This window comes from Photobacterium sp. DNB23_23_1 (assembly GCF_052873815.1).
In genome coordinates this window covers 15,758-42,058 of sequence record NZ_JBNNXT010000003.1, presented here as the reverse complement: position 1 = coordinate 42,058, position 26,301 = coordinate 15,758, and the positions used below count along the sequence as shown (strand labels likewise).

The 26,301-nt window shown below is 51.2% G+C and carries 25 protein-coding genes; 8 read left to right on the top strand and 17 right to left on the bottom strand.

Annotated features, from left to right (window positions below; genetic code table 11):
- Nucleotides 1-58 precede the first annotated feature (58 nt).
- The 5 genes from ACVA53_RS03075 to ftnA form a co-directional block, all read right to left on the bottom strand.
- Nucleotides 59-598: a DUF3332 domain-containing protein gene (locus tag ACVA53_RS03075; protein ID WP_255040258.1), complete on the bottom strand. Its 540-nt coding sequence runs from the start codon at nt 596-598 to the stop codon at nt 59-61.
- Between the two features lie 283 nt (nt 599-881).
- Nucleotides 882-2,069: an NAD(P)/FAD-dependent oxidoreductase gene (locus ACVA53_RS03070; protein WP_446504471.1), complete on the bottom strand. Its 1,188-nt coding sequence runs from the start codon at nt 2,067-2,069 to the stop codon at nt 882-884.
- 88 nt (nt 2,070-2,157) lie between these two features.
- Nucleotides 2,158-2,310 carry a hypothetical protein gene (locus ACVA53_RS03065; RefSeq protein WP_255040256.1) on the bottom strand — a complete coding sequence of 51 codons (153 nt, stop codon included), beginning with the start codon at nt 2,308-2,310 and terminating at the stop codon, nt 2,158-2,160.
- Nucleotides 2,311-2,441: 131 nt separating this feature from the next.
- Nucleotides 2,442-2,780 (bottom strand): universal stress protein UspB, encoded by a 339-nt coding sequence (uspB, locus tag ACVA53_RS03060; RefSeq protein ID WP_446504524.1) that lies wholly within the window; start codon nt 2,778-2,780, stop codon nt 2,442-2,444.
- Between the two features lie 72 nt (nt 2,781-2,852).
- Nucleotides 2,853-3,380 (bottom strand): non-heme ferritin, encoded by a 528-nt coding sequence (ftnA, locus tag ACVA53_RS03055; RefSeq protein ID WP_255040255.1) that lies wholly within the window; start codon nt 3,378-3,380, stop codon nt 2,853-2,855.
- 297 nt (nt 3,381-3,677) lie between these two features.
- On the opposite strand from ftnA, the gene ACVA53_RS03050 reads away from it, so the two are divergent.
- Nucleotides 3,678-4,100 (top strand): universal stress protein, encoded by a 423-nt coding sequence (locus ACVA53_RS03050; protein ID WP_255040254.1) that lies wholly within the window; start codon nt 3,678-3,680, stop codon nt 4,098-4,100.
- 168 nt (nt 4,101-4,268) lie between these two features.
- On the top strand, nt 4,269-5,141 hold the full coding sequence (locus ACVA53_RS03045) for a carboxylate/amino acid/amine transporter (RefSeq protein WP_255040253.1): 873 nt from the start codon (nt 4,269-4,271) through the stop codon (nt 5,139-5,141).
- Nucleotides 5,142-5,306: 165 nt separating this feature from the next.
- Here ACVA53_RS03045 and fre read toward each other — a convergent pair whose 3' ends face one another.
- The 6 genes from fre to trxA all read right to left on the bottom strand — a co-directional run bounded on the left by fre (nt 5,307) and on the right by trxA (nt 11,383).
- The gene (gene fre, locus ACVA53_RS03040) at nt 5,307-6,017 is read right to left on the bottom strand and encodes an NAD(P)H-flavin reductase (protein WP_446504470.1); all 711 of its coding nucleotides are present in this window, start codon (nt 6,015-6,017) and stop codon (nt 5,307-5,309) included.
- Nucleotides 6,018-6,026: 9 nt separating this feature from the next.
- Nucleotides 6,027-6,290 (bottom strand): 2Fe-2S iron-sulfur cluster-binding protein, encoded by a 264-nt coding sequence (locus ACVA53_RS03035; RefSeq protein WP_255040251.1) that lies wholly within the window; start codon nt 6,288-6,290, stop codon nt 6,027-6,029.
- Nucleotides 6,291-6,378: 88 nt separating this feature from the next.
- Nucleotides 6,379-8,238 carry a 4-hydroxy-3-polyprenylbenzoate decarboxylase gene (ubiD, locus tag ACVA53_RS03030; protein WP_446504469.1) on the bottom strand — a complete coding sequence of 620 codons (1,860 nt, stop codon included), beginning with the start codon at nt 8,236-8,238 and terminating at the stop codon, nt 6,379-6,381.
- A gap of 122 nt (nt 8,239-8,360) precedes the next feature.
- Complete coding sequence (locus ACVA53_RS03025; RefSeq protein WP_255040249.1) at nt 8,361-9,368, bottom strand: hypothetical protein; 1,008 nt, start codon at nt 9,366-9,368, stop codon at nt 8,361-8,363.
- A gap of 232 nt (nt 9,369-9,600) precedes the next feature.
- Nucleotides 9,601-10,860, bottom strand: coding sequence for a transcription termination factor Rho (gene rho / locus ACVA53_RS03020; RefSeq protein WP_255040248.1), 1,260 nt, complete (start codon nt 10,858-10,860; stop codon nt 9,601-9,603).
- Nucleotides 10,861-11,056: 196 nt separating this feature from the next.
- Entirely contained in the window at nt 11,057-11,383 is a 327-nt protein-coding gene (gene trxA / locus ACVA53_RS03015) for a thioredoxin TrxA (protein WP_107349672.1), read from the bottom strand.
- Between the two features lie 113 nt (nt 11,384-11,496).
- Here trxA and rhlB point away from each other — a divergent pair, with 113 nt between their 5' ends.
- On the top strand, nt 11,497-12,804 hold the full coding sequence (rhlB, locus tag ACVA53_RS03010; RefSeq protein WP_255040247.1) for an ATP-dependent RNA helicase RhlB: 1,308 nt from the start codon (nt 11,497-11,499) through the stop codon (nt 12,802-12,804).
- Between the two features lie 15 nt (nt 12,805-12,819).
- Nucleotides 12,820-14,310, top strand: coding sequence for a guanosine-5'-triphosphate,3'-diphosphate diphosphatase (gene gppA, locus ACVA53_RS03005; protein WP_255040246.1), 1,491 nt, complete (start codon nt 12,820-12,822; stop codon nt 14,308-14,310).
- A 209-nt stretch (nt 14,311-14,519) separates the two neighbouring features.
- Here the strand turns inward: gppA and prlC are convergent, their stop codons facing one another.
- Nucleotides 14,520-16,562, bottom strand: coding sequence for an oligopeptidase A (gene prlC / locus ACVA53_RS03000; RefSeq protein ID WP_446504468.1), 2,043 nt, complete (start codon nt 16,560-16,562; stop codon nt 14,520-14,522).
- A 210-nt stretch (nt 16,563-16,772) separates the two neighbouring features.
- Here prlC and ACVA53_RS02995 point away from each other — a divergent pair, with 210 nt between their 5' ends.
- The 4 genes from ACVA53_RS02995 to ACVA53_RS02980 all read left to right on the top strand — a co-directional run bounded on the left by ACVA53_RS02995 (nt 16,773) and on the right by ACVA53_RS02980 (nt 22,499).
- Nucleotides 16,773-17,612 carry a 23S rRNA (adenine(2030)-N(6))-methyltransferase RlmJ gene (locus ACVA53_RS02995; RefSeq protein WP_255040417.1) on the top strand — a complete coding sequence of 280 codons (840 nt, stop codon included), beginning with the start codon at nt 16,773-16,775 and terminating at the stop codon, nt 17,610-17,612.
- Between the two features lie 177 nt (nt 17,613-17,789).
- Nucleotides 17,790-19,145 carry a glutathione-disulfide reductase gene (gene gorA / locus ACVA53_RS02990; protein ID WP_446504467.1) on the top strand — a complete coding sequence of 452 codons (1,356 nt, stop codon included), beginning with the start codon at nt 17,790-17,792 and terminating at the stop codon, nt 19,143-19,145.
- 341 nt (nt 19,146-19,486) lie between these two features.
- Nucleotides 19,487-20,851, top strand: coding sequence for a YjiH family protein (locus ACVA53_RS02985; protein WP_255040243.1), 1,365 nt, complete (start codon nt 19,487-19,489; stop codon nt 20,849-20,851).
- Between the two features lie 286 nt (nt 20,852-21,137).
- Nucleotides 21,138-22,499 carry a hypothetical protein gene (locus ACVA53_RS02980; protein WP_446504466.1) on the top strand — a complete coding sequence of 454 codons (1,362 nt, stop codon included), beginning with the start codon at nt 21,138-21,140 and terminating at the stop codon, nt 22,497-22,499.
- 118 nt (nt 22,500-22,617) lie between these two features.
- Here the strand turns inward: ACVA53_RS02980 and tatC are convergent, their stop codons facing one another.
- From tatC to ACVA53_RS02955, 5 genes are all read right to left on the bottom strand, one after another.
- Entirely contained in the window at nt 22,618-23,370 is a 753-nt protein-coding gene (gene tatC / locus ACVA53_RS02975) for a Sec-independent protein translocase subunit TatC (protein ID WP_255044777.1), read from the bottom strand.
- Nucleotides 23,371-23,381: 11 nt separating this feature from the next.
- Nucleotides 23,382-23,723: a Sec-independent protein translocase protein TatB gene (gene tatB / locus ACVA53_RS02970; protein ID WP_255044776.1), complete on the bottom strand. Its 342-nt coding sequence runs from the start codon at nt 23,721-23,723 to the stop codon at nt 23,382-23,384.
- A gap of 3 nt (nt 23,724-23,726) precedes the next feature.
- Nucleotides 23,727-23,984 (bottom strand): Sec-independent protein translocase subunit TatA, encoded by a 258-nt coding sequence (gene tatA / locus ACVA53_RS02965; protein ID WP_255044775.1) that lies wholly within the window; start codon nt 23,982-23,984, stop codon nt 23,727-23,729.
- Between the two features lie 68 nt (nt 23,985-24,052).
- The gene (ubiB, locus tag ACVA53_RS02960) at nt 24,053-25,687 is read right to left on the bottom strand and encodes a ubiquinone biosynthesis regulatory protein kinase UbiB (protein WP_255044781.1); all 1,635 of its coding nucleotides are present in this window, start codon (nt 25,685-25,687) and stop codon (nt 24,053-24,055) included.
- 2 nt (nt 25,688-25,689) lie between these two features.
- Nucleotides 25,690-26,298: a ubiquinone biosynthesis accessory factor UbiJ gene (locus ACVA53_RS02955; protein WP_255044774.1), complete on the bottom strand. Its 609-nt coding sequence runs from the start codon at nt 26,296-26,298 to the stop codon at nt 25,690-25,692.
- Nucleotides 26,299-26,301: the final 3 nt, after the last annotated feature.

Sequence of the window (26,301 nt, the reverse complement as noted above, 5' to 3'; positions counted from 1 at the left end):
AGAAACAAAACCGGGAGCCCATGGCTCCCGATTTTCTACCATCCAACCAGCCAGATGATTACGCTTGGTTGTTCGCGTACTGGCTCAGCTCAGCCACGCTGACAGCTGTAATAAATTCACCATCAAGGTAGAAGTTCACATCATCGCCGGCACGCTCACCGCGAAGCACTGCCTGCTCACCACTTTGGTAAACCACATTCATTTCCAGCGTGCGCGCATCCACCTGGCGGAAGCTTGCTGCTTCAATATCGCTGTTCTGAACACTTGCCAATGGCACTGTAGTCAGAGATGGGTCTAGCTGGTCATTAACCTTGAAAATCGCATCAACAGGTGTATCTGCTACAGCTGGTGACTTACCTGTGACTGGATTCTTGCCTGTCCAGAATTCAACGGTGTTGAAGATGAAGAGATCCGCCGTCGCCGCAATACCGTAAATAGGGCTAAGCAGTACAAACAGGCCAGCACGACCATAACGGTTATCCACCGCACTCAGGTTCGCTTTGGTGACCAGCTGAGAGGTGCCCATTTGACCAATACAACCAGAAAGAGACGTCGCAAGAAGGGTCATTACGATCGCTTTTGATGCGATTTTATTCATTTAAGCTCTACTCCGCTAAGAGATGGGGAAATCATAAAAAGTGCGCGGATTATAGGCATTTCAGAGAAGGTTGCTAGTAAATTTAGTAAAAACTTACCACCAACTTACAGTCGTAAAATTATGGTATGACTTGGGTAAATCAATGGTTAACAACCAACAATCGATGGAATCATTAAAACAAAAATTATCGACGCTAGCATCAAGCCAAAAAACACAGCGGTGCAAATGCACCGCTGTGGTCAAATCATAAATAGCGCTTAAGATATTTGTCGCGCAGTATCACCTAAGCATGCTGACCGGCAACAAAACCTGAGCTCCACGCCCATTGGAAGTTATATCCCCCCAGCCAACCACTGACATCCATCACCTCACCGGCAAAATACAGACCCGGCACTTTTTTAGCTTCCATGGTTTTCGATGACAGTTCATCAGTATCCACGCCGCCCAAGGTCACCTCAGCAGTTCGATAGCCTTCAGTACCATTCGGGGCAATCGTCCACTGATGGAAGTAGTTGGCCATCGCCGTAATCTCTTTCGGGTTGAATTGCTTGAGCGGCTTATCAACCAGATCACCACGCTCGATCAACACTTCAATCAAGCGCTTTGGCAGCAAACGGGACAGCGAGTTTTTCAGACTCTGGTTTGGGTGCTTGTCACGCATGGTATTCAAGGTCTCTTCCAAGCCCAGATCCGGCAACAAATCAACCGTGACTTTTTGCCCCGGCGTCCAGTAGGAGGAGATCTGCAAAATGACTGGCCCAGACAGGCCACGGTGGGTAAACAGTAGGTTTTCACGGAAAGTCGTACCGTCTTCGGCTTCGACTAACGCTGGGATAGCAATACCCGATAGTTCGGCAAACGCTTCTTTGTCTTCCTTATGCAGGGTAAACGGCACTAAGCCTGCAGTGGTCGGCACCATCTTCAAACCAAACTGATCGGCAACCTGATAGCCAAACGGGGTAGCCCCCAGTTTTGGCATCGACAGGCCGCCGGTGGCGACCACCAGCGACTCACACTCCACCAAATCGGTATTGAGCTTGAGGCTAAAGCCACCCTCGGTTTTGGAAATACCGTGAACATCGACCTGATAGCGCTGTTGTACCGTCGGCAAGTCACACTCGGCCAGTAGCATGGCCACAATCTCCTTTGCTGATTCTTCACAGAATAGCTGGCCGTGGTCGCGCTCTTCGAAAGCGATCTCATGCTTGGCGATCATCGAGATAAAGTCCCAGTTGGTGTATTGGGACAAAGCCGATTTCACAAAGTGCGGATTACGGCAAACGAAGTTGCCAGCTACCACGTCGTAGTTGGTAAAGTTACAACGGCCACCGCCAGAGATCAGGATCTTACGGCCCGGTTTTTTGCCGTGATCAACAACTAGCACAGAGCGTCCACGCTTGCCCGCCTCGGCCGCACACATTAAGCCAGCAGCCCCTGCGCCAATAATTACTACATCGAACTTTTCTGCCATATCTCTACCGTTAACGACCCAAGCAAAACGAATAAAAAAGGGATGCGGTAACCTTAATTGGCCAGCATCCCTTATCAACGGCGCTATTCTACCCACCTACACAACGAATAGAAATAGCAATAAAGTCCAAATATTCAGCAACAGTCCACAGGTGTCGGGTCACCAACAGCCAAGCCCCGGCAAGCAAGCACAGAGCATCAACACCAAGCCACGTTGGGTATCCAATCTTGGTTTCCCCCACTTTGCAATGCACCAATGATAAATACGCTTCATAACAACCACCTAGAAAAACAGGCTAGCTGACTTAGTTTCATATTTAATCGTTGGCCATAGTAGCCAGTCCTTTATAGCGCTGGTTTTATCAATAATGAATTAAATACCGAGGTATGCCACCACAAAAATAGAGACTAAAAATATCATCAGATAAGTACTGGAGAGGATAAATAGCCGCCTCACCTTCGAGCATTTATCCATAAACACCGGATCATGGTGATTATGGTATTGGTGGCTCCGAATATAGTGGAATAACCGGATTTGCTTGGTGACATTGCCTTGGGATGAGAAAAACCCACGGCCGTCGACCTGCTGGTAAAGAAGAGGGTCGCATTCGCGCATGACCGCTAGCAAAGTACGCAAGGTACTGACATAGCGAGACACATTCACCACAGCGACCAAAAAAAGTGCGAGTACAATTGCGTCACCACTCATAATATAGCCCCCGAACAACGTGACGGATCAGCTGGCCATAGTTTGGTGAGGGGGCATCACTGCCCCTCGAATTTATTAGCCAGCTGGTGAATCCATAATTGATGTCGATCCAGTTTTCGCCATTGCGGCTAGGTCTTTGTCAATGAAGAACAAGGCTTTGCCGTCTTCGCCAACCAACTCGATCTTATCGATAATGCCTTTGAACAGTTTTTCTTCTTCGTGTTGCTCTGCCACATACCACTGCAAGAAGTTAAACGTCGAGTAGTCTTGGGTAGTAAACGCAACATGCGCCAGCTTGTTGATCTTATCGGTGATCAGCTGCTCGTGTTCGTAAGTTTCTCGGAACACGTCACCCAACGATGAAAACTCATGCTTTGGCGCTTCAATGGAGCCAAGGATCGGCATTGCACCTGTTTCACTAACGTAAGTGAACAATCGCTGCATATGTTCCATTTCCTCAACGGCATGCTTGCGCAAAAACTCTGCCGCACCATCAAAGCCCTTGTCTTCACACCATGCACTCATCTGCAGGTATAGGTTGGAAGAAAAGAACTCTAAGTTGATTTGCTCGTTGAGTTTATCAACCATTGCTTGAGCTAACATCGCACTACTCCTATCTATTTTAGTGTATACCAATCTCAATGGGTGGTATGAATACGCTGTTTTCACCATTGTCACAATGCCAACGTAAGAATGCAACTCATCGTGCAATGCGGCAAAGAATCTATGACAACTTTTTATCAATCTAGAGAATTAGATTGAAATACTTCAAAAATTCAAGTAATTCCACTGCTAGAATTATTTCGTAAAATGGCCGAACAAGTTGCGATCACGGTAATATTTTTTCCCTAAATTAGGTGCTAGCATGAAGCAAAGCCCTTAAGTCAAGGAGTGAAAACTATGGCTTACAAACATATTCTGGTTGCTATCGATCTGTCTGACGACAGCCACGTCATCGTCAGCAAAGCAGCTGAGCTCGCCAAGGCACTGGACGCCAAATTGTCGCTCATCCATATCGACGTCAACTACGCCGAGCTCTATACCGGCCTGATTGATATCAACCTGTCCGATGCCCAGCACCGCATGGCAGACGAAGCCCAGAAACAACTTCAAGCACTGGCCGACAAGGCCAACTACCCGGTGTCCCACACCTTAGTCGGCAGCGGTGACCTTAGCGAAGAGATCTGCCACGCCATCGACGATATGCACATCGAGCTGGTCGTTTGCGGCCATCACCAAGACTTCTGGAGCAAAATCCTCAGCTCAGCCAAACAGCTGATTAACCGCTCCCCGGTCGACATGCTGATGATCCCTCTCAAATAGTTGCGTGAACCTTCCTAATTACGCCTTACAGGCTTGGTCAGATCACCAAGCCTGTAGCCGTTGCAACACCCTCCCGTGGCGTTAACCGTACAATTTGGTTGTATTTCCGTCCTCTTTTTTTCGCTACACTTGCTCCATCATTCAACCAATCACCCCCTGAAAAACACTATGGGATATTTATCTGCTGTTACCCTGCTCTGGGCCTTTTCCTTTAGCCTGATCGGGGTCTACCTGGCTGGTCAGGTCGACGCCTGGTTCTCGGTGCTCACCCGTGTCAGCCTGGCTGCCTTGATCTTCTTGCCCTTCCTGCGAAGCAAACACCTCCATCTCTCGCTGGCGCTCAAAATCATGGCTGTCGGTGCCTTCCAGCTCGGGATCATGTACTGCTTTTACTACCAGTCCTTCCTCTACCTGAGCGTACCGGAAGTATTGCTGTTCACCATTTTCACCCCGATTTATGTCACCCTGATCTATGACATGCTGCACCGCCGGTTTTCGATCTGGTATTTGGCCACTGCCGCGATAGCGGTACTGGGAGCGGCGGTGATCAAGTTCGAAGGGATCAACGAGAACTTCATCACTGGCTTTCTCATTGTCCAAGGGGCCAACCTGAGCTTTGCCATCGGCCAAGTGGGCTACAAACGCCTCATGGAGCAAGAACAGCAAGACATCCCGCAGCATACGGTGTTTGGCCTGTTCTACCTCGGGGCTGTTTGTGTCGCTCTGCCAATGTTCCTGCTGTTTGGTAATACCGAGCAACTGCCAACCAGCAATACCCAGTGGGGTATCTTGATCTATTTGGGCACGGTGGCTTCGGGCCTTGGCTATTACTTATGGAACAAGGGGGCGACGTTGGTCAATGCCGGTGCATTGGCGATCATGAACAATGCCTTGGTTCCTGCGGGCCTTATCGTCAATCTCGTCATCTGGAACCGCGATGTCGACTACCTTCGCCTTGCTATCGGCGGGATCATCATTGTTGCTTCGCTTTGGTTCAACGAAACCTGGGTCAAACGCAAGGTGGAAATGGCAAGGGCTTAAGACACGGTATAGAGATAGCAACGTCACATACAACAAAGGCGAACCTTATGGGTTCGCCTTTGGTTTTATCTATTGGCTATTGGCATTTTGTTTCATACAGCCTAACCGCCAAGCTCTTGCTCTTCCGATCGCCTTTAGCCACTCACCCAAGAGCCGAGCTTCTCGTCAAATAAACGAATACGCGTCGGCAAACATGCGCTCGCGCTCGGCGCCTTTCTCGGCCGAAAACTGCTCGCGTGCCGCACCCGCCATTTCGAAGCGGCCACAGATGTAGATATCATAGGCTGACAAGCTGACAAAATCATCGCTGACCGCCTCCAATACGTTACCTACCTTACCCTGCCAGTCGGCGGGTGCCGTCTCTACCACAGGGACATACGTCAGGTTACCGTGCTGTTCTGCCAGTGCATTCAGTTCATCATTCGCATACAGTTGGCATTCATCACGACCGCCCCAGTAAACAAAGATCGGCTGGCTGACGCCGCGGCTCAGGCAGTTGTCCAAGATGCTGCGAACATAGGAGAAACCGGTGCCACCCGCAATCAGCAGCAACGGCTTGTCGCTGTCTTCTCGCACCCACGCATCGCCGTGCGGCGCTTCGACCTCAATCGATGTGCCTGCCGCAAGTGCGGCTTTCATGCTCTCCACCACCTCGATAGCATAAGCGTTGTGCTCAGCAGCACCAATATGCAGCTCCAGCTCGCCTTCACGGCACGGGCTGCTAGCGATAGAAAACGGACGTTTGTCCTTCTCACCCATCACAGCCAATAGGTACTGACCCGCTTTGAAATCAATTTTTGTCTCTGGGCGCAGCAGGATACGAAACGTATTACAGGCTAACGGCTCAATGGATGTTACTTCGCATTTGATAGACATTCTCTTCCTCTAATCTAGCTGGAGCACCAAATCACTGCTTGCCATTGCCTGACACGCAAATATCCAGCCTTCAGCCTGCTCCTTCTCGGTGAGCATGGGCTCGAGCTGATAGCGGATCGTCCCCTGCTGTTTGCGGCACATACACATGGCACAGGCGCCGACCTGACAACGGTTGGGAAAAGCAATGCCTGCGTTGAGCGCGGCCTCAAGAACAGTTTGTTCACCGTCAATGGTAAACATTACATCATGAGGCAGCAGGCGGACTTGGTACATATTATTTTCTCGCGCCCGGTTTCAGCCGGACCTTGCTAATCAAACTTTATTTACGTACTTGGGTTACAGGCTGAACTTACTAACAAGACTAACTCAGGATCCCCAGTTCATCCCAGATGGCATCGATGCGGGCAACCACTTCAGCCGACTTGGTAATCGGTGTTCCCCATTCACGAGCAGCCTCACCCGCCAGTTTATTGGTAGCATCAAAGCCAACCTTCGCTCCCAGCCCATTAACTGAGTTTACCATCAGGGTATCACGGCTCGGATCCATCCGGGTGGTAATCGCCCAAATCACATCATTCCAGTCGCGGGCATCGACATCCCCGTCGCAGACAATGATGAACTTGATATCGGCTTGCTCAAACAAACGCGCCCAGATCCCCTCCATCACTTGCAATGCCTGACCGGCTTTTTCCTTCTTGATGGTAACAATGGCCATACCGCCACATTCGGCCGTCTGCGGCAGATAGCAATCAATCACGTCAGCAAACTGCTGCTTGATATCCTGTTCCAGAGTGAGGTGATCCAACTCGGTTTGCGGACGGGAATAAGCAATCGCACTGGCGGTTTCAGCTTCCCACTTCCGGGTCGCATCCAGTCCCATCTTGGAGCCAAGACCGACCACCGGAGAGGCAAAATCCAACGAATCTATCGGCGTGTTATCGATCAGGAGGGTATCGCGTACCGGATCCATATTTCGGGTCATCGCACCGACCACGCTCCCCCAATCACGGGTATCAACGTCTTCATCGACCACAATCACGAACTTGGTGTACATAAACTGGCGCAGGAAGGACCAAACTCCCATCATCACCCGCTTGGCATGGCCTGGGTACTGCTTCTTCATCGACACCACGGCCATGCGGTAGGAACACCCTTCAGGCGGCAGGTAAAAATCGACAATCTCTGGGAACTGCTTTTGCAAGATAGGTACGAACACTTCGTTCAATGCTACCCCGAGTACCGCTGGCTCGTCAGGCGGACGGCCGGTATAGGTGCTGTGATAGATAGGATCTTTGCGCATGGTCACATGGGTAATCGTAAACACATGGTGGCGTTCAACTTCGTTGTAGTAACCAGTATGGTCACCGTATGGTCCTTCATCGGCAAACTCGTTCGGGTCGATATAACCTTCAAGCACGATTTCAGCGCTGGCCGGTACTTCCAGCTCATTGCTCAGGCTCTTGACCACTTCGCTTTTACGCCCGCGCAGTAGGCCAGCAAAAGCGTACTCCGACAAGGTATCAGGGATCGGCGTCACCGCCCCAAGAATCGTAGCCGGATCGGCGCCGAAGGCCACCGTCACCGGGAACCGTTCACCCGGGTGGGTGTCCATCCAGTCACGCAAATCCAGAGCACCACCTCGGTGGGCCAGCCAACGCATGATGATCTTGTTCTTACCGATCTTCTGCTGACGGTAAATTCCGAGGTTCTGGCGCTTTTTATTGGGTCCTTTGGTGATGGTCAGCCCCCAGGTAAGCAGCGGTGCCACATCATCAGGCCAGCAACTCATCACCGGAATTTTATCCAAATCGACGTCGTCGCCCTGCCAGACAATGTCCTGACACGGGGCACTGCGCAGCCGCTTAACCGGCATATTCAATACCTGCCGGAACACCGGGAGCTTATCCAGCGCTTCGCGGAAACCCTTCGGCGGCTCAGGTTCTTTCAGATAAGCCAGTAACTTGCCGACCTCACGTAACTCGCGGACTTCGGTTCGGCCCATCCCCATGGCAACACGGCCCGGAGTACCAAACAAATTGGCCAGTACCGGCATGTCAAAACCAACTGGATTTTCGAACAACAATGCCGGCCCGCCGGCACGCAGGGTACGATCACAAATTTCGGTGATCTCCTGATCCGGGTCGACAGGCTGCGAGATACGCTTGAGCTCGCCCTGCTGTTCCAGATAGTCAATAAACTCTCGCAGATCCTTGAACTTCATCGGTTTGCGGTTACCTATCCTAAATACACCAGCGCCCGGTGCTGGTTACAGACACCGGGTACAAATAATCATTATCAAACATTATAACGACTTGTTAACCCTAGGACAGCGGAAAATCCGGCCTAGGGGAGCTGGGCAACTGCCGAGCGGAAATTATTCTGAAGTACCTGGTTGCGGCTGACTGACGCCAGGTGCTCGAGCCAGTCAAGATAGCCACTACGGACAAGCTCGGCCGCCACCAGTTCGCCATCATCGACTTCGCTCAGTTTGTCACTAAGAAAATCCCTGGTCGCTACAGGCAAAGGCTTAAGCGTGATCAGGGCACGATAAGCCTGAAGCTTCAATGTCGGGTTAATCGTCGCCGCCATCAGCTGCTTGGTGGCTGTAGGCTGCGGTGCCAATTCGGCCAACCGGTTAAGCTCGGCCAGACTGTATTGATCACTGCGACGCCGCCACAACAAATGGTAGACCCCCTCATCGCCAGAGGCAGCCGCCACGGCCGCAATCACAGCATTGTCAGGCAACCAAACTAGTTTGCTGTCCGACGTAAATTGCTCGGCCAGCACGTCCACAGCCATTTCGGATAATTCAGGCAACTGGGCGAGAAAAATATCGCGCCGGGTAGTTTGGGTATGGATATCACCGGTCAGCCATTGCGATAGTTGCAGCTCGCCGCCCTCTGCCTGCTCGATCATCTGCTGAACTAACAGCTGCTGTTGCCAGCGGATCACTAGGCTGCGTGCTTTCGCGCCGTAATGGAACGCCGACTTGGTCACCAGATAACCATCACCCTGCTCAACCACGTTAAATGCTGGCATACGGGCCGTCTGCGCTTCGAGCCAGTCGGCTTTAGCCTGATCCAGCTCGCCAAAGGCAGTTGCGTGGTCAATCAGCTGGCTGCGCACGGCTTCCTGCTGCAAGGGAGGGATTTGGGTCAGATGAGATTCCAGCGAATCAAAGTCACTGCGGTTGTAGTAGGCGCGCAAAGACGACACCTGATTGTGAACCTGTTGGGAAGACAGGACCTGCTCGACCTCCAGCTCCGTGACTTCAACGCTCTGGGCAGTGGTCTTAGCCGCAACCAATGAGGTTGCCAGCAAGCCTATCAGCATGCACCTTCCTAGTCGCATGTCACCTCCTTGGTGATTAAAGGGTTGTCGGTTATCTGGATCATCCCGATCCGCTGTCACAATTTGATAACAAACACAGTATATCGACCGATGAGGGGCAATGACTAGCAAAGCTAGCAATTGAACATCGATCAATTACGATTACCAGTGTATCAAAAATAAAAAACGCCACAAGATGTGGCGTTTTTCAAAACTGTGAGACGTTCGACAGAACGGCGCTTCAGTATTAGGACTACTGGCGACGCATCGCGTTGAAGAACTCATCGTTGGTCTTGGTCATCGATAACTTATCGATCAAAAATTCCATGCTGTCCGTTTCACCCATTGGGTGGACAATCTTACGCAAGATCCACATTTTCTGCAGCTCGTCAGTCTTCGCCAGTAGCTCTTCACGACGGGTACCAGAACGGTTGAAGTCAATCGCCGGGAAGACACGCTTTTCAGCGATCTTACGAGACAGGTGCAGTTCCATGTTACCTGTACCCTTGAATTCTTCGTAAATAACTTCATCCATCTTAGAACCGGTATCAACCAGTGCTGTTGCAATGATGGTCAGACTACCGCCTTCTTCTACGTTACGTGCAGCACCGAAGAAACGCTTAGGACGGTGAAGGGCGTTGGCATCAACACCACCGGTAAGTACTTTACCTGATGATGGGATAACGGTGTTGTAAGCACGCGCCAGACGGGTAATCGAATCAAGCAGGATGACAACATCTTTCTTGTGCTCAACCAGACGCTTGGCTTTCTCAATCACCATTTCAGCCACTTGAACGTGGCGTGATGCCGGCTCATCAAAGGTCGACGCAACCACTTCACCCTTAACCAGACGCTGCATCTCGGTTACTTCTTCCGGACGCTCATCGATTAGCAATACCATCAACTCACACTCAGGGTGGTTGTGGGCGATGCTCTGGGCGATATTCTGCAGCAACATGGTCTTACCCGCTTTTGGCGGAGCAACAATCAAGCCACGTTGGCCTTTACCGATTGGCGAAGCCAAATCAAGAACACGTGCCGTGATGTCTTCGGTTGAACCGTTACCGCGCTCCATGCGCATACGCTCATTGGCGTGCAGTGGCGTCAGGTTTTCGAACAGGATCTTGTTACGCGCGTTATCAGGTTTATCGTAGTTAACTTCGTTAACCTTCAACAGGGCAAAGTAACGCTCACCGTCTTTCGGCGGGCGGATTTTGCCGGCAATGGTATCACCAGTGCGAAGGTTGAAGCGGCGGATTTGGCTAGGAGAAACGTAGATATCATCTGGACCGGCGAGGTAAGAACTGTCTGCAGAGCGGAGGAAGCCGAAGCCATCTTGAAGGATTTCTAGAACACCATCGCCAAAAATGTCCTCACCACTTTTCGCATGCTGCTTGAGAATCGCAAAGATGATGTCTTGTTTTCTCAAACGCGCCAGGTTTTCCAGTCCTAAGCTTTCGCCAAGCGCAACCAACTTTGAAATCGGTTGGTTCTTCAGTTCAGTAAGATTCATAGTGGTGGGTTTCTTGTCAGTCAAAATTGGGGTTCTATGTTAATTGAGATAAAGCTGACCAAAGGGGCTGGTCAAGGAATGAACGAATTTACAATTTACGTGCAATAAGTTAGCACTAAAGATCTCATCCGTCTAGCATAGACGCAAGTCAAACCATGCACAACGAGAAATTGTGCACGGTTCGAAGCAGAGTTGCTTATAGGTTCGCGTCTAGGAACTCTTTAAGCTGGCTCTTTGACAGGGCACCTACTTTGGTTGCCGCTACGCTACCGTCCTTGAACAGTAACAGAGTTGGGATACCACGGATACCGAATTTTGGTGGTGTCGCTGCGTTTTGGTCGATATTCAATTTACCGATAGTCAGCTTACCTTCGTACTCATCCGCGATTTCATCAAGAATTGGGGCAATCATTTTACAAGGACCACACCATTCAGCCCAAAAATCGACTAGTACCGGGCCTGCAGCAGCAATTACATCGCTATCGAAACTTGCGTCTGTCAGCTGCACAATCTTGTCGCTCATCTTCCACTCCAATGGTTGATTTTGTTAGCTGATTTGATTTTAACCAGCAAATCGTTGTCCTATTTGAATGGAATCCGTTTCGTATTGCAACCCTAAGCTGATATTCTATACGAATGAAGACGACTCACATCACAGAGCAAAAATTTGCCGACCTGGGTTTAGACCCTCGGGTTTTACAAGGATTGGAAGCGAATAACTTCCATAATTGTACGCCTATCCAGGCGCTGGCATTGCCGGTAGTGCTCTCCGGCCGTGACATTGCTGGTCAGGCTCAAACAGGCACAGGGAAAACCCTGGCTTTCCTGACCGCGACTTTCAACTACCTGCTGCTAAACCCAGCAAAAGAGGATCGCAAACAAAACCATCCTCGTGCCATTATTATGGCACCAACCCGTGAACTGGCGATCCAGATTTACAACGATGCCAAGCCAATGCTTGAAAGCACCGGCCTAAAAGCAGGTCTTGCCTACGGCGGTGAAGCATACGAGAAACAACAGAAAACCCTCGAAGCCGGTGTCGATATCTTGATTGGCACCTGTGGCCGTATCATTGATTTCTACAAGCAGCGCGTGATCGATCTGCGCTCTATCCAGGCTGTGGTTCTGGATGAAGCTGACCGTATGTTTGACCTTGGCTTTATCAAGGACATCCGCTTCTTGTTCCGTCGCATGCCTGCTCCGCAGGAGCGTTTGAACATGCTGTTTTCAGCGACCCTATCGTACCGCGTCAAAGAACTAGCCTTCGAACACATGAACTCGCCTGAGAGTGTGGTTGTCGAGCCAGAGCAGAAGACCGGTCACCGTATCCAGGAAGAACTATTCTACCCATCGAACCAAGAGAAGATGCGCCTGCTTCAGAGCTTGATCGAAGAAGAATGGCCAGACCGCGCTATCATCTTTGCCAACACCAAGCACCGCTGTGAAGACATCTGGGCTCACCTAGCGGCTGATAAACACCGTGTTGGTTTGCTAACGGGTGACGTCCCGCAGAAGAAGCGCGTTCGTATTCTGGAGCAGTTCACTCAAGGAGAAGTGGATATCCTTGTGGCAACCGATGTCGCGGCCCGTGGCCTGCACATTCCACAGGTAACCCACGTATTCAACTACGATCTACCTGACGATGCCGAAGATTACGTGCACCGTATCGGCCGTACTGGTCGTGCTGGCGCCAGTGGCCATTCAATCAGCTTTGCCTGTGAACAATATGCCATTAACCTGCCAGCGATCGAAACCTACATCGAGCACCCTATCCCGCTGTCGAAATATGACTCGGAAGCCTTGCTAGATGACCTACCACCGGCAGTTAGCGTACCTCGCTCACCACGCCAAGGTGGCAACCGTCGCAGTGGTGGTGGTTCACAGCGTCAAGGCCAGTCGCGCCAGCGCAGCCGTCGCCGTCCACCGCAGAACAAGCAGCAGTAAAAGATAGATATGCCTATGGAAAGAACAGTATCGCCCTTGTATGCCGCCATTGACCTTGGCTCTAACAGCTTCCACATGTGGATTGTCAGGGAGGTCGCAGGCACCGTCCAGACCCTGGCCAAGATCAAGCGCAAAGTCCGCCTGGCAGCCGGCCTCAACAGCGAAAGCGAGCTGAGTATTGAGGCAATGCAACGGGGGTGGGGCTGCCTCAGCATATTTGCCGAACGCCTGCAGGATATTCCGGCAAGCAACATCCGTATTGTCGGGACTGCCGCACTGCGCACTGCCGTCAATGCCGAGGCCTTTCTTTCCAAAGCCGAGACTATCCTCGGCTACCCGGTTGATATCATTCCAGGCGAAGAAGAAGCCCGGATCATCTACCAGGGAGTTGCCCATACCTCAGGCGGTTGTGGCAAACGTCTGGTAGTCGATATTGGCGGAGCCAGCACCGAAGTGATCATTGGCGAGGGGTTTGATGCCAGCGCCCTGACCAGCCTGAAAATAGGCTGCGTGACCTGGCTTGAGCGCTATTTCAAAGACCGCTACCTCACCGAGGCCAACTTTGATGCCGCCATCACGGCGGCCAAAGCAGCTATTGCCCCTATTGTCGAGCAATACCAGACCTTAGGCTGGCAAACCTGCGTCGGTGCCAGCGGTACCGTACAGGCCCTGCAAGAAATCATGCTGGCACAGGGGATGGATGAAATCATCACCCTACAGAAACTCAAGCGGATGCAACGCCAGGCCATGCAGTATGAGCGCCTGGAAGATCTGGATATCGAGGGGCTGACCCTCGAGCGTGCCTTGGTATTCCCTAGCGGACTGTCTATCCTTATCGCGATTTTCGAGTCACTGGGAATCGAGTCGATGACCCTTGCCGGTGGCGCACTGCGCGAAGGCATGGTGTATGAAATGATGAGCCAGATGCGCCACAACAATGTCCGTGAGCGTACCTTGCAAAGTCTGCAGACCCGCTTCCAGCTCGACAGTGTCCATGCCAGCAATGTCAGCAACACAGCACGGGCCCTACTTGGCAGCTGCCAGACAGAATGGAACCTGGAGTCACAAGCCCATTACCTGCTGGATGCCTGTACCGCCCTGCATGAAATTGGCACCATGATTGAGTTCAAGAAAAGCGGTGAACATGCCGCCTACCTGATCCATCATAGTGACCTACCCGGTTTCACCCGGGCCCAGAAACACCTGATCGGTGAACTGCTACGCCGCTACCGCGAGAACCTGACCAGCCTACCAGAGCAACACGCCCTGTCGGCCCAAAGTGCTACTCGCCTGCTGCGTCTGCTGCGCCTGGCCGTGATGTTGTGTCACCGCCGTGACAGCAGCCACCAGCCGCCGTTCACCCTGACGACACAGGGCAATACCCTGAGCCTAACACTGCCAGCCAGTTGGCTGGCTACCAACCCGCTGACCGATGCCGAACTGCAGCAAGAAGCCACCCGCCAAAGCGACATGGGCTGGCCGCTGACCATCATCGCCAGCGAGTAACCCGCACCACTGACAAAAAAAAGCACCCTGAGGGGTGCTTTTTTATTATCTGACCGTTTTTCTTTGCCGCGGAGTTGATAACCATCAATGAGCACGACCAAAAACTTCACCAACAAAACTCAAGCATAATGGCTGATTCGGCGCAGGGATTTCACCCCAGAGCATGTCCGATGCTGGGCTGGGGTGAAATAACCAGCCCAATCAGCTCATTATCCGGTGATGCCGCTGTGGCGGAGCAAAGCATCAATGCTCGGCTCACGACCACGGAAACGCTTGAACAAATCCATCGGCTCCTCGCTGCCGCCGCGCTCTAGGATGCAATCGAGGAAGTCTGCACCGGTCTGGGTATTGAAGATCCCCTCCTCCTCGAAGCGCGAGTAAGCGTCCGACGACAGTAGCTCGGCCCACAGGTAGCTGTAGTAACCAGCGCTATAACCACCGGCGAAGATATGACTGAAACTGTTCGGGAAGCGACCAAACTCAGGGCTTGGGACCACCGACACGCGGGTCTTTATATCCGCCAGGGTATCCAGTACTTTGGCACCGACTTCTGGGTCATACTCGGTGTACAGGGTGAAGTCGAAAAGACCGAACTCAAGCTGGCGTAGGATCCCCATTGCTGACTGGAAGTTCTTCGCCGCTAACATCTTGTCCAGCATGGCTTTCGGCAATGGCTCACCGGTCTCGTAATGGCCGGAGATAAAAGCCAGCGCCTCTTCTTCCCAGCACCAGTTCTCCAGGAACTGGCTTGGCAGCTCTACCGCATCCCATGGCACACCGTTGATACCCGATACAGCGGGTACATCGATCTGGGTCAGCATATGGTGGATACCGTGGCCAGTTTCGTGGAACAAGGTGACCACTTCGTCATGGGTAAACAGCGCAGGTTTATCGCCAACCGGCTTGTTGAAGTTACAGGTCAAGTAGGCCACTGGCGTTTGCAGGCTGCCATCCTGACGGGTACGGCGAACCATACACTCATCCATCCAGGCACCACCACGCTTATGCTCTCGGGCATAGAGATCAAGGTAAAAGCTGCCGCGCAATTGACCTTGACTATCGAAGATATCGTAGAACTTCACCGACTCATGCCAGGTATCGACGCCGGTACGTTCTGTGACAGCCATACCGAACACGCGCTTCAGCACTTCGAACAAGCCGGCAACGACTTTCTGCTCAGGGAAATAAGGTCGTAGCTGCTCATCAGAAATGCTGTAGCGGTGCTGTTTAAGCTTCTCGGCGTAGAAGGAAAAATCCCATGGCTCCAGTTGCTCGGCACCAAACTCGGTACTGGCATATTCACGCAGCTCTGCCACTTCACGCTCGCCCTGCGGCTTGGCGCGGCTCGCCAAGTCATTCAAGAAGCCAAGCACCTGCTCCGGCGTTTCCGCCATTTTGGTCGCCAGTGATTTCTCGCTGTAGGTATTGAAACCTAACAGGCGGGCAATTTCATGGGTCAACTTGAGCTTCTCGGCAATGATCTCGCTGTTGTCCCATTTGCCGGCATTCGGCCCACGGTCGGAAGCGCGGGTCACGAAGGCTTCATACATTTCCTGACGCAATTCGCGGTTTTCGCAGTAAGTCATCACCGGCAGGTACGACGGGATATCTAAGGTAAACAGGTAGCCTTCCTGCTCCTTGGCTTCGGCTGTGGCCTTGGCTGCCTGCAACGCCGACTCCGGTAAGCCACCCAGCTCGGCCTCATCGCTCACCAGCTTGCTCCAGCCCATGGTCGCATCCAACACATTATTGCTGAACGTCGATGACAACTCAGACAAGCGCTTGCTGATCTCACCGTAACGGTGCTGCTCTTTGGCTGGCAGGCCAATGCCCGATAATTCAAACTCTTTTAGCGCATCTGTAATAGATTTTTTCTGGGCTTGGCTTAGCTCGGCAAAGCTATCATCGGCTTTAATCGCCTTGAATGCTTCATACAGGCCCTTGTGCTGACCAACCCAGGTACCATAATCCGACAGCATCGGCAGGCAGCTCTCGTAAGCTTCGCGCAGTTCATTGCTGTTTTTCACTCCGTTGAGGTGGCCGATAGGTGACCAGATCCGGCTCAGGCGATCATCCGTTTCGGATAGCGGCACGCAGATTGTCTCCCAGCTTGGCGCCGTATCAGCGGCCAGAACTTGCTCCACTGCAGCCCGGCAATCAGCAATCGCCTGCTCGACAGCAGGTTTGACATGTTCGGGTTGGATAAGCGAAAACGGAGGTAGATCCGTCATCGACAGTAATGGGTTAGTCATGCGCAATTCCTTAAATTAGTTGTCCTTTATTAAATGCGTCTTGAACAGCGTAAATTCAATCCTTTCATCGCACTAAATCGTAACGCCGCACTCTTATTTTAACCTAGGATTAACATCTCAAGCATGAAAGTCATCACGGTTGCTGGCTATTCCTCGCCAATTGGCGATAATACTGACCCAATTTATCCCTATTCTGTCGAGATCCCAGCCATGCTGAGCTACCGCCATAGTTTCCATGCCGGCAACCATGCCGATGTGGTCAAGCACATTGTCCAGAGCCTGATCCTGGATGCCCTGAAACAAAAGGACAAGCCGTTCGTCTACCATGACACCCACTCCGGTGTTGGCCGTTACGATCTTCAGGATGAGCGCAGTGAAAAAACCGGTGAGTTCAAACAAGGTATTGCCCGGATTTGGCAGCGTGACGATATCCCGGCAGAAATTGCCAGCTATATCGACGCGATCAAGGTACTGAACCAAGGTGATGAGCTGCGCTACTACCCAGGCTCACCAAAAGTTGCCCGCGCCCAACTCCGCGAGCAAGACCGTATGGTCTTGACCGAGCTGCACCCGAGTGACTTCCCACTGCTTCTGCAAGAATTCCGAGGCGACCGCCAAGTACGCATCTACAAAGAAGATGCGTTTGCCCGCCTAAAAGGCAGCTTGCCACCGAAAGAGCGCCGGGGTGTGGTACTGATTGACCCACCGTACGAGCTCAAGCACGAGTACATGGATGTGGTTAAGGCAATCAAAGAAAGCCATAAGCGCTGGGCGACCGGCACCTATGCGATCTGGTACCCGGTGGTTTACCGCGAGAATATCGACAAGATGCTCAAGGGTCTGGAAGATCTGGGTATCCGCAAGATTTTACAGATCGAGCTGGGTGTCGAGCCCGATACCGAGGAGCGCGGCATGACCGCATCGGGCATGATCGTGATCAACCCACCTTGGAAACTGGAAGGCCAGATGCAAGCCATTTTACCATGGCTGAAAGAGGCCATCGCACCAAACCACGGCCACTGCAAAGTGGAATGGATTGTACCGGAATAAACGCAAATTATCCGGTAACAGCTTGTAAGGCGGAGGTTTATCCGCCTTCTTTATACCTGCTAGTTTTTGTTCCAACTTTCTCGATCCCCCCCTCTCGTAACTCTTCCCATTCTTGATTACACTAGGACAAGCACAGCAGGAGCTGTTACTAAATCAAAAAAATAGTGGAGTAAAGTCATGGCAAAGCATTTTGATTACATCTGTATCGGCGGCGGCAGTGGCGGTATTGCCTCGGCAAACCGTGCGGCTATGTACGGTGCCAAGGTGGCACTGGTCGAAGCCAAGGCACTGGGTGGAACCTGTGTCAATGTCGGTTGCGTGCCGAAGAAAGTAATGTGGCACGGCGCCCAAATTGCTGAGGCTATGCACCTTTACGCCAAAGACTACGGTTTTGACGTTGATGTCAAAAGCTTTGACTGGGGCAAACTGGTTGAGAGCCGTGAAGCTTACATCAGCCGTATCCACACCGCTTACGACAACGTGCTGGGCAAAAACAAAATTGATGTGATCAATGGTTTTGCTACGTTTGTCGATGCAAAAACCATTGAAGTAAACGGCGAGCACTACACTGCAGATCACATCCTGATCGCCGTCGGTGGGGAGCCAACGATCCCGAACGTACCGGGCGCCGAGTACGGTATCGACTCAAACGGCTTCTTCGAGCTCAACGAGCAACCTAAACGTACTGCTGTTATCGGTGCTGGTTACATTGCTGTTGAAATTGCCGGCGTACTGAGCGCACTGGGTACCGATACTCACCTGTTCGTCCGTAAAGAGTCGCCGCTACGCAGCTTCGACCCGATGATCATCGACACCCTGGTTGAAGTCATGGACAAAGAAGGCCCAACCCTTCATACCCACAGCGTACCAAAAGAAGTGGTCAAGGAAGCCGATGGTTCGGTTACCCTGCATTTCGAAAACGGTGAGTCGCACAATACCGATTTACTGATTTGGGCAATCGGCCGCAACCCGACAACCAGCAAGATCAACCTGGCGGCAACGGGCGTTGAAACCAATGACCGTGGCTACATCAAGGTTGACGAGTACCAGCAAACCAACGTTGAAGGCATCTACTGTGTTGGTGACATTATGGAAGGCGGTATCGAACTAACACCTGTTGCTGTTAAGGCCGGTCGCCAACTATCTGAGCGCCTGTTCAATAACAAGTCAGACGCCAAAATGGACTACAAGCTGGTTCCAACCGTGGTCTTCAGCCACCCGCCAATCGGCACAATCGGCCAGACAGAGGCTGAAGCCATTGCCGAGTTTGGTGAAGCAAACGTCAAGGTATACCAATCGGGCTTTACTGCCATGTATACCGCAGTTACCGCACATCGCCAGCCATGCAAAATGAAACTGGTTTGCGCCGGCCCGGACGAGAAAGTGGTTGGCCTGCACGGTATCGGCTATACCGTTGACGAAATGATCCAAGGCTTCGGTGTCGCGATGAAGATGGGCGCAACTAAGGCGGACTTCGACTCAGTTGTGGCTATCCACCCTACTGGCAGCGAAGAATTCGTTACCATGCGTTAATTGACGGCATTTAACGGGTGCGCTGATATGCAAAGTCTATCAGTCCATTTGAACGATAAAAAAAGGAGCTCTTTGAGCTCTTTTTTTGTTGACGGAAGCACAGCAAATAGCAGCATATCATTCAAATTGCTCAGGAATAACCAGCAGGATCCTTCACCATAACTATCATTCAATAGCGAATAATAATGAATAAAACCGCATATATTGGCTAAAATAATTCCATTTCACGCTGAAAAACGGTAATCTTGCCCGTCCTGATTATGGAAGATCAGTGAATATTTATTCCAAAGAGAATAAAGCGTTTATTTACTCTTAACTTATCAATCAGTTAAAGGCCAAGTATGCAGGATCAGGTTATTTCCCAAAGCGGTAAGAAGAATCCATGGCTCATGTTCGCTCTACCGTCACTTCTCGGTGTCTTCCTTTTCATGGCACCTGTCAGTTACCAGGATTCACTGACAATCCCTATTGCTATCCTGGCTAAATCTGTCCAGGCCGTATTCGGTGATATGCTTCCAGCCATGGTGACCTTTGTGATCGCCCTTACCGCTGTCGCATCAATTGCCACCAAGCTATTAAAGCCAAAAGCGGTGCTAGAGAGCAGCTTTTTGAGCGGCCTGCTTAACCCGTCTTTGCCTTGGTTCGTGGTCCAGCAGTTGGGTGCAATTTTTGTCGTAATGACCTATTTCGGCATCGGCCCTGAAATGATCCACCACGGTGATACCGGTGGTCTGGTACTCAATGATCTCTTACCAGTTCTCTTCTCTGTTTTCCTTTTTGCCGGTTTACTATTACCCCTGTTGCTTAACTTTGGTTTGCTTGAGTTTGTTGGTGCCCTGTTCACCCGGGTTATGCGCCCGCTGTTCAACCTTCCGGGCCGTTCGGCAGTGAACTGTATTGCTTCATGGTTGGGTGATGGCAGTGTCGGCGTACTGATGACCAGCAAGCAGTACGAAAGCAAAATCTACACCGAGCGTGAAGCGGCAGTTATCGGTACCACGTTCACCGCGGTATCGATTACTTTCAGCCTCGTGGTCATTGCTCAGGTGAACCTGGAGCACATGTTTGCCCCCTTCTATATGACAGTCTGCTTGGCTGGCCTAGCTGCCGCAGTGATTGTCCCTCGCCTGCCACCGCTATCGTGGAAGAAAGACCGCTATATCGATGGTGAGCCAGTAAAGGGGGACATTGAAGCCCTACCAGAAGGAAAAACAGTGGTTGGCTTTGGCCTTGAGCAAGCACTAGAAAAAGCGTCGCAAGTAAAGAGCCTGCGTAGCATGGTAGTTGAAGGGGTTAAAAATGCGATTGATATGATCTTTGGCGTGCTGCCTGTGGTCATGGCGATCGGTACCATTGCTTTAGTCATCGCCGAAAACACGCCGGTATTTAGCCTGCTGGGCCAACCGTTCATTCCGTTTTTGGAGCTACTGCGTATTCCTGAAGCAGCTGCAGCTTCTGAAACCATCGTTGTAGGCTTTGCCGACATGTTCCTGCCATCGATTCTGGCCTCGGGCATTGAGAGCGATCTGACCCGCTTTGTGATTGCTGCCATGTCGGTGACCCAACTGATCTACATGTCTGAAATCGGTGCGCTACTGATCGGCAGTAAAATCCCGGTCAAGCCGTGGGAGCTATTCATGATCTTCATCCTGCGTACCTTGGTGACCCTACCGGTTATCGCGATGATGGCGCACATTTTCTTCTAACAGAAAGCCATTTTTTAATTCACAAAGCCAGCGCTTTTCCCGCTGGCTTTTTTATTACCAGTTTCGCCAGCCCCTTCCCTCAGCCACCTTATCGGACCGCCCCGAGATATACCCTAAAGGGATATAACCACACAAGCAGCAGCATTATTGAGCTGTTAATCACGTTAACCCTCATAAGTTGTTGAATGAAAGAGGTAAAAGCTCTATATATCTGCACCGCTCAGAGCACTTTAGCGCTGACACAGAAAAATACAATAACAACAACACTTTGCATTAAGGAAAAACGATGCAGTTTAAATACTCAGCTATTGCAGCTTCTATGATTGCCGCCCTATCGCTAACGGGCTGTGGCAGTGATTCATCCGATCCCTCTACCCCTGTCGAACCGACCGCTAAGCAAGTCAAAGTGATCGACGGCTACCTTTCCCAAGCGCAAGTATGTGTGGATCGAAATAGCAATAGCTCATGTGACAGTGGTGAGGCTGTCGGGCTAACAGACAGCAATGGCGCTATCACTATCAAGGCAGAAGATGCGAAATACGCCGTCATCGCCCAAGCGATTGCCGGCCAGACGGCAGATAGCGATAAAGCAGGAAAACTGGGTAACAGCTATGAGCTGATTGCACATGCCCAGAGCGAGGTGGTGACACCTTTTACCACGATTGCCAAGCTACAAAACAAAACCGTTGAGGCATTGGCGACAGAGTTAAATCTCGACTCCGCCGTGGTTGCCGGTGACTATGTTGCAGCCAAAGCGCAAGATGGCAGCGCAGATGCCGCTAAGAAAGCCCACCTAATGGCACGCAGCCTGACCAATGAACTGGCGCCAAGCTTGGCAGACAACGATTCTAAAGCGCTGTCAGAGTCAGCTGATGACATCGCAAACGTTATCGAAGACAGCATCAATAACGGTCACGAGCTCGATGACATCGTCATTGAAATCAATGACGATGGCACCGTTGAAAGCAAACCGATCATTGCGTCTCTAAACGATTACCTTGAAGGTCAAACCCTTAGCTTTGTCAGCATGAATAAATACTATGCGCAAGACGAGGGTATTTTTATGATCACTTTGCAAGACGGTACGCTAACTGTCGTTGACGACACTGGTGCGTCGATGACAGAAGCATACACCATCGAAGGCAATTCACTTGTCCATGTTGAGGACGGTGAAGAGAGCATCGAAGAGTTCATCTATGTGTCCGAGCAAACTAGCCTCGCGGTTACCCCACAGAATGATCTTAACTTCTGGACAAGGGTTGATATTACTGACGAGGAGTTTAAGTTCCCAGCGATCACAGAAGCAATGATTGCCGATCAAACATGGTACTTCCTCTCTGATGACTCTACCGATCACAAACCTTATCCAATGCTGGCTGCGATGGCCTTTAGCAAGGACAAGAACGTTGTTATTTCTGAAGAGGGTGAGGAAGACTTCACCATTGGCTGGCGAATCGAGAATAGCGAGTTAATTCTTGATTTCCCTGAAGGTGACAACGATATGTACATCAAGTTGGTTACCAAGGACAGCAACATCCTAACGATTGTTGACGGTGGTGAAGAGCAAAATAAAAACCACTTCAGCCTGCTCGTGAAAGACAAAGCACTGGCTGAATCAATTGTTGATAAATGGGGTGACGAGATCTAATACCAATCTGGATAAGTCGTTGATCAAATATTTATGTAGGTTGGTATAACAGGCTCCAGATATAAAAAACCGGCCTCAGCCGGTTTTTTATTGCCTATGACACAAGCTATAAGATGCCTTACTGCTCTTCGGCTGCATCATCTTCTTCTGGCTTACGCACATAGAAGCGAGCGAAGAACAAGCCAACTTCAAACAGCAAGCACATTGGGATAGCCAGTAGCGTCTGCGAAATCATATCCGGCGGTGTCAGCATCATACCCACCACAAAGGCAGAAACAACGATATACGGCCGCTTGGTACGCAGGCTTTCCGGATCCGTCGCCCCTGTCCAACATAGCAAGATAATGGCGACCGGAATTTCAAAGGCAATACCGAATGCCATGAACAATGCTAAGACAAAATCGAGGTAGCTGGCAATATCTGTCGCTACCGTGATCCCTTCAGGGGCGGCACTGGTAAAGAAACTAAACACCAGTGGGAACACCACGAAATAAGCAAAAGACACGCCAGCATAGAACAGCAGCGAGCTGGAAAACAGCAGCGGCATGATCAGCTTGCGCTCATGCTTATACAGACCCGGTGCCACGAAAGCCCAAACCTGATACAAGATCATCGGCACGGCGATAAACACCGAGGTCACCAATGTGAGCTTAATTGGCGTAAAGAATGGTGATGCCACATCCGTCGCAATCATGCTCGCCCCTTCAGGTAGACGTTCTACCAAGGGAGCGGACATAAATGCATAGATGTCGTTGGCAAACCATACCAAGCCAAGAAAAACCACAATGACACTCAGGATGGAACGCAACAAACGGTTACGCAGCTCAAGTAAGTGGCTGAATAGCGGTTGCGTATCTTCAACAGTAGACATAGTGACTTATATTAATCCTGCTTTTGAGAGGTCGTCGCCGAGGGCTGCTCGTCTTTCTTGTCGGCATAAGGGCGCTGCACATCCGAGGCCGCTTTTTTCAGCTCCTCCACAGTATCCCTCAGCTCTGGCGAGAGATCTTTCATCCCCATTTGCTCGGCTTTTTTCAAGTTTTCCTGAAGTTCCTGAAGCTTGAGCTCCTGGTTCAGTTCATCCTTGACCGAGTTCGCCATATTACGTGCAGCTCCAACCCAGCGCGATACCGTACGGATCGCGACAGGCAGGCGTTCCGGCCCCAGTACAACCAATCCCACCACGGAGATCAGTATTAGTTCCCAGAACCCGATATCAAACACGTGTTAAACCTGCTCTTTGTCTTTTTGGCTCTTCTGAGCCTGGCCAGCCTGCTGTTCGTCCGCTAGTTTCTTCTGATCGAAATCCGCATCAGCTGCGGCGTCTTTCTTCTCAGCTGAAGGCTCCTCATCGCCGATCGCCTTCTTGAAACCTTTTACGGCAGAACCCAAGTCACCGCCCAGAGTGCGCAACTTCTTGGTTCCGAACAACAGAACTATAATTAGTGCAATGATTAGCAATTGCCAGATACTGATACCACCCATGCTTGTTTTACCTCAGCTAATTGTGGTTAATAACAAATTGTATATATGTTGGCTGCATACTTTACCGTCTATTTACGGCAAGCACGCCACCCAAGTAACCAAAACGTGACCCCCATTGCAGCGCTAATGGCCGAATAGGTTTCTACGTGATTACTAAAAAGTATGGCAGAACATACAACCAGAGTTGCACCAATGCCAAAGTAGAACCGTGCCTGGCCCTGGTAACGTCGACTCTCCATGAAATTATCATAGAGTTTATCGATACGTTGGTTAAGCGCATTACCTTGGCGCAAACTATCGTAGAGTAATTCCGGAAGCTCCGGTAACTTCTCTGCCCAGAATGGCGCCCGGGTTTTCACCCCGTCGATCACGGCCTGCGGGCCAACCTGACGGGACATCCAGTCTTCCAGGAAAGGCTTGGCGGTATCCCACAAATCAAGTTGCGGATACAGCTGACGCCCCAACCCTTCGACATATAATAAGGTTTTTTGCAGCAATACCAACTGTGGCTGCACTTCCATATTGAAGCGGCGTGCGGTATTGAACAAATTCAGCAACACATGGCCAAACGAAATCTCGGCCAGCGGCTTCTCGAAAATCGGCTCGCACACGGTGCGAATCGCAAATTCAAATTCATCGATGTTGGTATCTTCCGGTACCCAGCCAGAATCAACGTGCAACTCAGCGACCTTGCGGTAGTCCCGGTTGAAAAATGCCAGCAGGTTCTCAGCCAGATAGCGTTTGTCTTCCCGGTTCAGGCTACCGACGATACCACAGTCAAGAGCAATCCACTGCGGGTTTTCCGGATTTTCCCGAGCCACAAAAATATTGCCAGGGTGCATGTCGGCATGGAAGAAGCTGTCACGAAATACCTGAGTGAAGAAAATTGTCACTGCATTCTCCGACAACAGTTTCATGTCGGTACCGTTGGCCACCAGCGCATCGATATCCGACACCTGAATGCCATAGATACGCTCCATTACCAGCAGGTTTTCCCGGCTCAAGTCGGTATACACTTCAGGAACATACAGCATATCGCTGTCTTCAAAGTTGCGCCTTAGCTGAATACCATTGGCAGCTTCGCGCATCAGGTTCAATTCATCGAGCAAGGTTTTTTCGTACTCTCGTACTACCTCAACAGGACGTAAGCGACGGGCATCCGGCAGTATCTTCTCAAGCAAACCGGCCATTCGGTACATCAAGGTAATATCGGCTTTGATCACCGGCAAGATATCCGGACGGATCACTTTGAGCACCACTTCCTTACCGGTTTCTTTCAACGTTGCGGTATGAACCTGGGCGATGGATGCCGAAGCCAACGGCACTTCATCGAAATCGTTGAACCATGTCTCCAGTGGGCCACCCAAGGCTTTTTCCATCTGATCCTTGGCCAAACGCCCGTCAAACGACGCCACCTGATCTTGCAGCAGCGCCAGCTGATCGGCGATGTGCGGCGGGAACAAGTCACGACGAGTCGACATCATCTGGCCGAATTTGATCCATACCGGTCCTAGCTCTTGAAGTGCTAACCGCAGGCGTTCGCCCAATGGTTTATCAGGGTGCTCATTGCGGATCCAGAACAGGGACTTGCGCATCACCTTTGGCAATTCCAGCCGTGGATCTTCAGGCAATAATTCATCCAACCCATAGCGCAGCTGGACAGCGGTGATCTGATACAGACGCTTAATTTCGGATAACACCATCATTAAAGCACTTGCTCCATTAGGCGGTTCAACCGTGCTTCACTGCGTGCTACGTCCGTTTTCAAGTCGTCGACCTGATCGGCAAAATACGCTATTTCCAGCGCCTGCGGGGCTAAGCGCCACTCCTCGGTGATCACCTCGGCCAAATCGCGCTGGCGTTTAACCACACCTTGCTGGATAAATCGTGCGCCCTGTTTAGCGCCACTGACCAACGTATGGGCAACAATATCACCGGTATATTGCGATAATGTTTCTTCAACGTCCGGCTTCAGGCCACTTAGCAAGGTCGAGAACTGCTGGGCCAGCTGGATATCCCCCTCGAGCGATAGCTTGTCGGCCTTGATCAGCTGGGTCAGGTTAGCTTGCTGGCGGAGCTCCGGCAAAACAGACAGGTTAAGCGCCAGTTGACAATCGACGTCGCCTTCATAGGCACCGAGAACATCAATTTGCTGGCTGAAAACAAAATAAAGTTGCTTGCCAAATTCATTAATGGTCACGCCAATCACCTTCCCCTTCAGTCGGGCAAGGCGACGCTGGCTGTCTTCATCATCCTTCAGCAAGGCATTGAGTGAGGTCTCTATCACCCCGGTTACAAACACATCAACAGGCATGGG